This window comes from Ideonella sp. P3_A4 (assembly GCF_056403075.1).
The window spans coordinates 1-827 of record NZ_JBFUGE010001234.1; the positions used below are offsets into that span (position 1 = coordinate 1).

At 68.6% G+C, this 827-nt stretch carries 1 protein-coding gene; it reads right to left on the reverse strand.

The window, feature by feature from the left end; all coding sequences use genetic code 11:
- Window positions 1-681 (reverse strand): NAD(P)/FAD-dependent oxidoreductase (locus AC1DYI_RS37245; RefSeq protein ID WP_477209088.1); only part of this gene is annotated, 681 nt, incomplete at its 3' end.
- Between the last annotated feature and the right edge of the window lie 146 nt (window positions 682-827).

Genomic DNA, 827 nt, shown 5'->3' on the forward strand with positions numbered 1-827 from the left:
GGCCACGCGCACGCCGCCGGTGACCTGCTCGACGGCGGTGACCGCGCTGTTTTCGTACATCTGCACACCGGCCGCTGYCACCGCGGCGGCGATGCCGAGCGAATACTTCAGCGGGTGCAGGTGGCCCGAATGCGGGTCGTGGACGCCGCCGGCGTAGCGCGGGCTGTCGATCCAGCGCTGGGTTTCGCTCGGTGCGATGTGGGTGAACTGCGCGCCGTAGACCTCGGCCATGCGGTCGGCCCACGCGTGCAGGTCCTTGGCTTTGCTGGGGCTGGTCGCCAGGCCCAGGTAGCCGTCGCGCCAGTCGCAGTCGATCTGGTGGGTGGCGATGCGCTCGCGGATCAGATCGATCGCTTCGAGCGACATGCCCCAGACGCGCTTGGCGTCTTCGAGCCCGAGCTGGGCCTCGATGGTTTCCTGGTCGCAGGCGAGGCCGTGGATGGCCTGGCCGCCGTTGCGCCCGCTGGCACCCCACGCCACTTCCTTGGCTTCCAGCAGCGTGACCTTGAAGCCTTGGCCGGCCAGCTCCAGTGCGGCGCTGAGTCCGGCGAGGCCGCCCCCCACGATGGCCACGTCACAGTCGACGGAGCCTGTCAACGAAGGGAACCCTGGCCCGCGCTGCGTGGTGGCAGCGTAGTACGAATCGCGGGCGAGATCGCGGTCGATGCTGAGAAAACTCATATGTAGGCGCTAGGCAAGCCCTCGGTTCGTTGGTCGGCGTCGGCGGCTGGCGATGTCGCTCAGGCCACGCGCTTCAGCGCGGTGGCAATGGTGCCGACGAGTTGGTCGATTTGTGCCCGCTCGATGATCAGCGGCGGCGACAAGGC